This window comes from Clostridium porci, from assembly GCF_009696375.1.
Lineage (GTDB): Bacteria > Bacillota > Clostridia > Lachnospirales > Lachnospiraceae > Enterocloster > Enterocloster porci.
This window is the reverse complement of sequence record NZ_VUMD01000039.1, coordinates 1-6,842: the sequence shown is the minus strand read 5'-3', so window position 1 is coordinate 6,842 and position 6,842 is coordinate 1. Positions and strand designations below refer to the sequence as shown.

Sequence of the window (6,842 nt, the reverse complement as noted above, 5' to 3'; positions counted from 1 at the left end):
ACCTATCGGGTTATCAGTTGTTGCTCATCCCTGCCGAGATAAGCCCGACGCTTTTAGCATCACATGGCCATAAGTCTATGAAGTATTACCCTCATAGCGTGATGTTTGTGCGTCAACGTGTCGCACCAAAGATGTTCTCGATTTCCGGGGAGGAAAGGAGGTCTTTCACGTTCTGGGTGGCACCTGTCGGGACGCCGCCCCATTTACGAAAGCGTTTCCAGATCTCCACAGAGTAGGCGGCGGTCTGTTCCTCTTTTAAGAGCAGATGGAACTCGTCACAGTAGAACCAGGTGTTGGCGTGAAGTTCCCGGTTTTCGGTAACTCTGCCCCAGACCTGGTCCTGGATGATGAGCATACCCAGCTTTTTAAGCTGTTTCCCCAGTTCCTTAATGTCAAAGCACACAAGGCGGTTCTGAATATCCACATTGGTACGGTGGTTGAAAATGTTGAGGCTGCCTGTCACATAGAGCTCCAGAGCGGCGGCGATACGAGCGGCTTCCAGCTCTGGCTGCCTCTGGATTTCCTCATAGAGGTCGCCGAGAACAGGCATATTTTCAGGTCTGGGGTCAGCCAGATACCCGCGGTACACTGTGGTAACAGCCCGGTCAATGATGGTCTTTTCAATGGGCTGCAATCCATCCTTGCCTCCCACGATCAGCTCGCAGAGGGAAAGGATGAAGTCGCTCTTTAAGGCCAGGGGGCTTTCATCCTCGGAGTAGTTCAGGTTCAAATCCATAGGGTTTACATAGTCCTTACTGGTAGGGGAAATCTTCACTACCTGCCCGCCCAGACGGTTCACCAGGGGAGCGTATTCTGCCTCCGGATCACAGACAATGATGGTATCTTTCTTACTTGCCACCAGGAATACATTGGTGATCTCTCTTTTTGCGGAGAAGGACTTGCCGCTGCCCGGTGTGCCTAAGATAAGGCCGTTGGGATTTTTGAGCTGCTTTCGGTCTGCCATAATCATGTTGCCGGAAAGGGCATTGAGCCCGTAGTACAACGCCTCGCCGCCCTGGAAAAGTTCCTGGGTGGTAAACGGCACGAAGATGGCGGTGCTGGAAGTGGTGAGACTCCGCTTGATATTTACCTGGTTCAATCCCAAAGGGAGAGAGGACATAAGCCCCTGTTCCTGGCAGAAATCAAGGCGGGTCAGAGCACAGTTATATTTCTGAGCCACGCCCGCCGACTGGAACACATTGTTTTCAAGTTTCTGTCTGGTATCCGCAAGGTTCACCACCAGGAATGTGAGCAGGAACATCCTTTCATTTCTGCTCTGCAGATCACGCAGGAGATTTTTTGCCTCGCCGCCATAAGTGGCAAGGTCAGAGGGGATTATATCCATGTCATAACCTGCCCGGACTGCTTTTTTCTGTTCGGCGATCTTCATGGCGTCCAGATCGGTGATCTTCCGCTTGATGGTTTTGATTGCCTCGTTGTGGTCGATACTGCGGATATGCAGCGTTACCATGAGGCCGTCCTGAGCCTCCATGAAATCCGCCAGCATACGGTCATTGAGTTCCGGCGCCAGGATTTGCAGGAAAGAGGCTGCTCCCAGTTTCTTTCCCATGCGGAATATCCTTGTGTTTCCAAACTGGAATGAGGACGGAGCAATATAATCCTTGACAGAGAGGCCGGTTTTAGGAAGCCAGTCCCATTCAAAGGAAAACGACTCCCCATCCGGGTGCATGAGCCCGTGGAGGACCTGCAGGAGTTCTTTGCCGTTCAAAGGTTTTGCTGCCGCACCGATCACCTTAAAGAGATTGAGTACATCCATTTCAATACGGGAGAGCCTTGCCCTTGCTGTCTTTAAGTCCTCCGCCTCGATGGTGAGAGTCAGATATTTCCGTTTCACCAGGCCGTTGTTGCCGCGGGAAAGCTGGTTCTTTAACATGAGGGCATATTCCTTTCGGATACTGTCAAAGCTGTCCCCCTGGTCGCTGATCTCGATGGAGCGTTCAAATTCCTCCCGGCCTACATACTGGCTGATAAGGGAGAGCTGCACTCCCACGGAAGCGTCAAAGTAGTTATACAGATCGCACAGGTTTTCAAAGGTGGCTGTCTTATCATCCGCCTGGGCGAGCTGGTAATTTATATCGTCAAAAGCAAGGCTTTTGGAATAGGATTTGCCCGGCAGCTTGCAGATACCGTCCGGGTATATCACCTCAAAAGGGATACTGTCCTGGGCAGTATGGGGCTTTCCGTCCCCCTTAGCCTGCCGGATGGCCTTATCCACGGCCTTTTTCTCTCTGGCGGTGAGTTTTACCTTTCCCGCCGTTTTTTCTGTTCTGGACAATCCGTTTCACCTCCATTTCCAGATCACGCTGCCTTGCCAGGGCCTCGTAGAAGTTGTTGGTCTGATAGGGGCGGTTCTTCGGGCGGATGAATTTTGTTTCGATCATCTGCTTTAAGATCACCTCTAAGGGCTGCCCGTTTTTCTCATACATGGCAAGCAGAAAGAACGGCAGCATAACCATCATCATGCAAAGGGTCGCCGTGGAGTTCCCGGAAGACTCTTTGAGTAAAAAGAAAAGCGGCACTCCTAAAAGCACCGCCGGGGTAAAGCAGACAAGCTGCCTTTTTGTCAGTCCGAAAAATACCTTTGTTTTGATTTTGGAAAGGTCTTTCGGTACGGTCACATAAGCCAATCAGCATACACCTCCTTTAATGGGCGCTGAAAATACCCTTTGCCATGCTGCCGGTCTTAAAGAGGGTAAAGCATAAGAGGACCGTGTATCCCATGCAGCCCCAGATAGCAGCGGATATGTTGTCGGCGGTGGAGATTTCCTGGATGAGGACCGCATAAATGCCGACGCATATCATAATGAGAAACGCCTGGAAGCCTAAAGCGATCAGAGACTTTAAGTAGTTCTGCCCCACGCCGGACCATTCCCGGTTGCTCATGGTAGCAAAGGGGATAGGCCCCACGGAGGTCACAAGGTAAATCTCGATCATACGGCCATAGACCACCAGGAAGATACAGATGGAGAGGATATTCATGGTGAGCCCCACCACCATGCTCTGGAACCACAGCCCTAAAAGAGGCCCTAAGTCCATAGCCTCAAGCTGGGCCTCCATATCGGGGATAGCGGTGGAGAGGTCAATGCTGGTAGAACCGCTGATGATACCTCCGCTTTGACCCACCACGTTCTGGGCAACATCAAATATCGCCATAACGATATTCCAGGTGTTGGTGACTAAGAATACGGCCACAAAGGTCTTGAATATCCACTTGAAGAAAATCCATGTGTCTACATCATGCAGATTGTTTTTTTCAATCACAAGCTGGATGAGCTCGTAGCACATCACAAAGGTTAAAATGATACCGGCTATGGGGATAATGACTGTTTCAGACAGAGACCGGATGAGGTTGAAAACGCCGCCGTTCCATGCCGACGGCGTCATGCCAACCTCCCCGGCGATCTCGCCCACTTTGGTATTTACCGTGTCAAACATCCCCGACAGGTTACCGAGTATTCCGCTGATGAGCAGCTCTTTGAGCCACTCCGCCAGCTTGTCGAGTATGCTTTGCATAGGTTATCCCTCCGTCATTATCCGAACAGGCCGGAAAGCAGCGGTACAAGGGTCATGCCGATCAGGGCAACGCCGCCGCCCGCCATAAGCTGTTTCATGCCCTGGCTTTTTGCTTGGTGTGGCTGTGCTACTTACCTATTCCCTGCAAAACGGTGTGATTCTGCTGGGCATGCCATTTTTGATTAGTCCTATAGGGCTGCCACTGGTTGCGATCTGGCTGTTGGGCAAGGTGCAGAGTTTGAAATTTGCGATTCATGAGTTGGTTTATGGATAAAATACGCAAAACCATAAAAATGCCAGACACCGTCTGTTAAATTTGGGAAAAGGAATTTTATATCCGTGACTTTACTTTTGAACTAATATTGCATATAATATTAGTACGAAAGGAAGTGATATGATGGGACAATTTGAACAGCTGGATCAGATGCTAACAGCACAGAAAGGAATGCTGCGAACATCACAGGTCGTATCTTCTGGAATTTCAAAGCCGGTATTTTATGATTATGTGCGTTCACGAGATTTGGATAGAGTTGCACATGGGATTTATCTGTCCAAAGATTCCTGGGTGGATGCAATGTATCTGCTTCATTTGCGATTTGAACAAGCAGTATTTTCACATGAAACAGCTTTATTTTTTCACGATCTGACAGACCGTGAACCAATAGAATATACAGTTACGGTCAAAACTGGATGCAATCCAAGCAAAATGAAAACAGAAGGCATTCAAGTTTTTACGATTAAATCAGACTTACATGATGTAGGACTTACGACAGCGAAAACTCCATTCGGGCATACTGTGCCGGTTTATGATATGGAGCGAACGATCTGTGATTTGCTCAGAAGCCGCAGCAGAATTGAAATTCAGACCTTTCAGGGAGCGCTAAAAGCGTATGCCCGTAGAAAAGATAAGAACCTGCGAGCTTTAATGCAATATGCTGGGGTGTTCAAGGTGGAAAAAATTTTACGGCAGTATTTGGAGGTGCTTTTATTATAAAAACAGCAAGGCAGCTTAAAGATTTAATAAGAAACCTTTCCAGAGAAAAATCCGCAGATGCTCAGATTTTAATGAGGAACTACATGATGGAGCGTTTTTTGGAGCGTATTTCTCTTTCTGAGTATCGTGATAAGTTTATCTTGAAGGGTGGTATGTTGGTAGCGGCTATGGTTGGATTGGATGCCCGTTCTACGATGGATTTGGATGCAACCATAAAAGGAGACAATGTCAATGTGGAGGATATTGAGAATCTAATTTCATCAATCGTAACTGTTCCGATTGATGATGGTGTTAAATTTCAGCTGAAAAGTATTTTGGAAATTATGGATGAAGCGGAATATCCGGGGATTCGTGTCAGCATGAGTACAACATTCGATGGCGTAGTGACTCCTTTGAAAATTGATATTTCTACGGGAGATGCGATTACGCCAAGAGAGGCCCGGTATTCATTCAAACTTATGTTGGAAGATCGCTCCATTGATATTTGGGCTTATAATTTAGAAACTGTGCTGGCAGAAAAACTGGAAACCATTATTACCAGAACCACAACCAATACTCGCATGAGAGATTTCTACGATATTTACATTTTAGAGCAGCTGCATGGAACCACACTGAACCCAAATATTTTACATGATGCACTTCTGGCAACTGCCCATAAACGGGGATCTGAGAAGTATCTTAACCAGGCTGAAGAAGTTTTTAACGAAGTGGAAAAGGATTCGGTTATGCAAAAACTTTGGGAGGCATACCGTAAAAAGTTTTCTTATGCTTCTGATTTGGAATGGGATGTGATTATGAAGGCAATTCGCAGGTTATATGCTCTTTGTGAGAAAGGCATCAGCCTATGAAAAAGCATGGACACTATTGTAAAGTTTGTGGCGAATACAAAGCCAACGAAAAATTTTCAGGCAAGGGTCATGCAGCCCACATTTGTAAATCCTGTGCTTCGCTGCCAGCAGAAAAGCAGGCTGAACTGATGATACTGAATCGTCTTTTGAATCTTCCATGGAGGCTATCGAAAGAGCAGTTGTCCTGGCTAAAAAATCGACTAAAGGATAGGCGGCCTGATGTCCGTGTATTGGCGCAAGAGCAATATGAAATGAGATTTCCACCAAGACATTTAGAAGATGATGAGTTCAAATTTTTCGATGAGGAAAGTTTTATAGAATAGTGAAAGCGGTCTGCTTCAGCAGGCCGTTTTCTTTTCGGAAAGGAGGTCTAACCTATGGCAACCACAAAAATCATGCCACTTCATGTCGGCAAAGGCCGCACAGAAAGTCGGGCGATCCGTGACATCATCGACTATGTGGCCAATCCACAAAAAACAGACAGTGGCAGACTCATCACCGGCTATGTGTGTGACAGCCGGACTGCGGATGCAGAGTTTCTTCTGGCAAAGTGGCAGTACATTGCCGCTACCGGACGAGTGCGCGGCGCAGATGATGTAATCGCCTATCATGTGCGCCAGTCCTTCCGCCCCAGCGAGATTACCCCGGAAGAAGCGAACCGGCTGGGCGTAGAATTTGCAAAGCGTTTTACCAAGGGCGATCATGCCTTTGTGGTCTGTACTCACATAGACAAGTCACACATTCACAATCACATTATCTGGTCATCGGTCAGCTTAGAATATGACCGGAAATTCCGAAACTTTTGGGGCAGCACCAAAGCGGTTCGCCGGTTAAGTGACACCATCTGCATTGAAAACAGACTGTCTATTGTAGAGAATCCGAAACCTCATGGAAAGAGCTATAACAAATGGCTGGGCGATCAGGCAAAGCCCTCTCATCGAGAGCTGCTTCGTGTGGCGATTGACAACGCATTATCACAAAGTCCTGCTAATTTTGAGGAGCTGCTGAAGCTGCTGCAAGAATCCGGCTGTGAGGTATCAAAGCGCGGGAAATCGTATCGCCTGAAGTTCCCCGGTTGGGAAAAGCAACCCGCATAGACAGCCTGGGCGAAGGATATGGATTGGAAGATTTGCAGGCGGTTCTTTCCGGTAAGAAAGAGCATACTCCACGAAAGAAAGTGGTCGCACAGGCAGAGCCGCCGAAGGTCAATCTGCTGGTGGACATTCAGGCAAAATTACAGGCAGGAAAAGGTGCTGGCTATGCGCGTTGGGCCAAGGTTTTCAATCTAAAGCAAATGGCTCAGACAATGAATTACCTGTCTGAGAATAACCTGCTGGAGTGCATCTGTCAAGGAGAAGTAGACACTGAAAACCACCATGTTTTTAGAAGCCCAGTTCGGTTTTGTACTGAACTGGGCTTTTATAGCCCAGAGCAGCCGCAGGCCGCTCAAAATTATAGTAATGAAC

General features: G+C 47.9%; 5 protein-coding genes and 4 pseudogenes. 5 read left to right on the top strand and 4 right to left on the bottom strand.

Translation table 11 applies throughout. The features are described from left to right. Nucleotides 1–127: 127 nt before the first annotated feature. From FYJ39_RS19985 to FYJ39_RS19970, 4 genes and pseudogenes are all read right to left on the bottom strand, one after another. A pseudogene (locus FYJ39_RS19985) lies at nucleotides 128–2,296 on the bottom strand (VirB4-like conjugal transfer ATPase, CD1110 family); the annotation flags it as partial. After that, the gene (locus tag FYJ39_RS19980; protein ID WP_154474069.1) at nucleotides 2,229–2,648 is read right to left on the bottom strand and encodes a PrgI family protein; all 420 of its coding nucleotides are present in this window, start codon (nucleotides 2,646–2,648) and stop codon (nucleotides 2,229–2,231) included. The gene FYJ39_RS19980 and the pseudogene FYJ39_RS19985, both read right to left, overlap by 68 nt. A 16-nt stretch (nucleotides 2,649–2,664) precedes the next feature. After that, nucleotides 2,665–3,534 carry a VirB6/TrbL-like conjugal transfer protein, CD1112 family gene (locus tag FYJ39_RS19975; RefSeq protein ID WP_154474068.1) on the bottom strand — a complete coding sequence of 290 codons (870 nt, stop codon included), beginning with the start codon at nucleotides 3,532–3,534 and terminating at the stop codon, nucleotides 2,665–2,667. A gap of 17 nt (nucleotides 3,535–3,551) precedes the next feature. Next, nucleotides 3,552–3,647: pseudogene (locus FYJ39_RS19970) on the bottom strand (Maff2 family mobile element protein); the annotation flags it as partial. On the opposite strand from FYJ39_RS19970, the pseudogene FYJ39_RS19965 reads away from it, so the two are divergent. The 5 genes and pseudogenes from FYJ39_RS19965 to FYJ39_RS19945 all read left to right on the top strand — a co-directional run. Next, nucleotides 3,644–3,808: pseudogene (locus FYJ39_RS19965) on the top strand (CD1845 family protein); the annotation flags it as partial. The pseudogenes FYJ39_RS19970 and FYJ39_RS19965 sit on opposite strands and share 4 nt — an antisense overlap. A gap of 123 nt (nucleotides 3,809–3,931) precedes the next feature. After that, on the top strand, nucleotides 3,932–4,528 hold the full coding sequence (locus FYJ39_RS19960) for a type IV toxin-antitoxin system AbiEi family antitoxin domain-containing protein (protein ID WP_456236702.1): 597 nt from the start codon (nucleotides 3,932–3,934) through the stop codon (nucleotides 4,526–4,528). Then, the gene (locus tag FYJ39_RS19955) at nucleotides 4,522–5,376 is read left to right on the top strand and encodes a nucleotidyl transferase AbiEii/AbiGii toxin family protein (protein WP_328597582.1); all 855 of its coding nucleotides are present in this window, start codon (nucleotides 4,522–4,524) and stop codon (nucleotides 5,374–5,376) included. Before FYJ39_RS19960 ends, FYJ39_RS19955 begins: the two co-directional genes overlap by 7 nt. Next, complete coding sequence (locus FYJ39_RS19950) at nucleotides 5,373–5,699, top strand: hypothetical protein (protein ID WP_154474066.1); 327 nt, start codon at nucleotides 5,373–5,375, stop codon at nucleotides 5,697–5,699. Before FYJ39_RS19955 ends, FYJ39_RS19950 begins: the two co-directional genes overlap by 4 nt. 54 nt (nucleotides 5,700–5,753) lie before the next feature. Further along, a pseudogene (locus FYJ39_RS19945) lies at nucleotides 5,754–6,715 on the top strand (relaxase/mobilization nuclease domain-containing protein); the annotation flags it as partial. Between the last annotated feature and the right edge of the window lie 127 nt (nucleotides 6,716–6,842).

Coding starts and splice junctions, on each gene's coding strand:
- FYJ39_RS19975 (WP_154474068.1), bottom strand. CDS start 3,534: ATGCAAAGCATACTCGACAAGCTGGCGGAGTGGCTCAAAGAGCTGCTC.
- FYJ39_RS19960 (WP_456236702.1), top strand. CDS start 3,932: ATGGGACAATTTGAACAGCTGGATCAGATGCTAACAGCACAGAAAGGA.
- FYJ39_RS19950 (WP_154474066.1), top strand. CDS start 5,373: ATGAAAAAGCATGGACACTATTGTAAAGTTTGTGGCGAATACAAAGCC.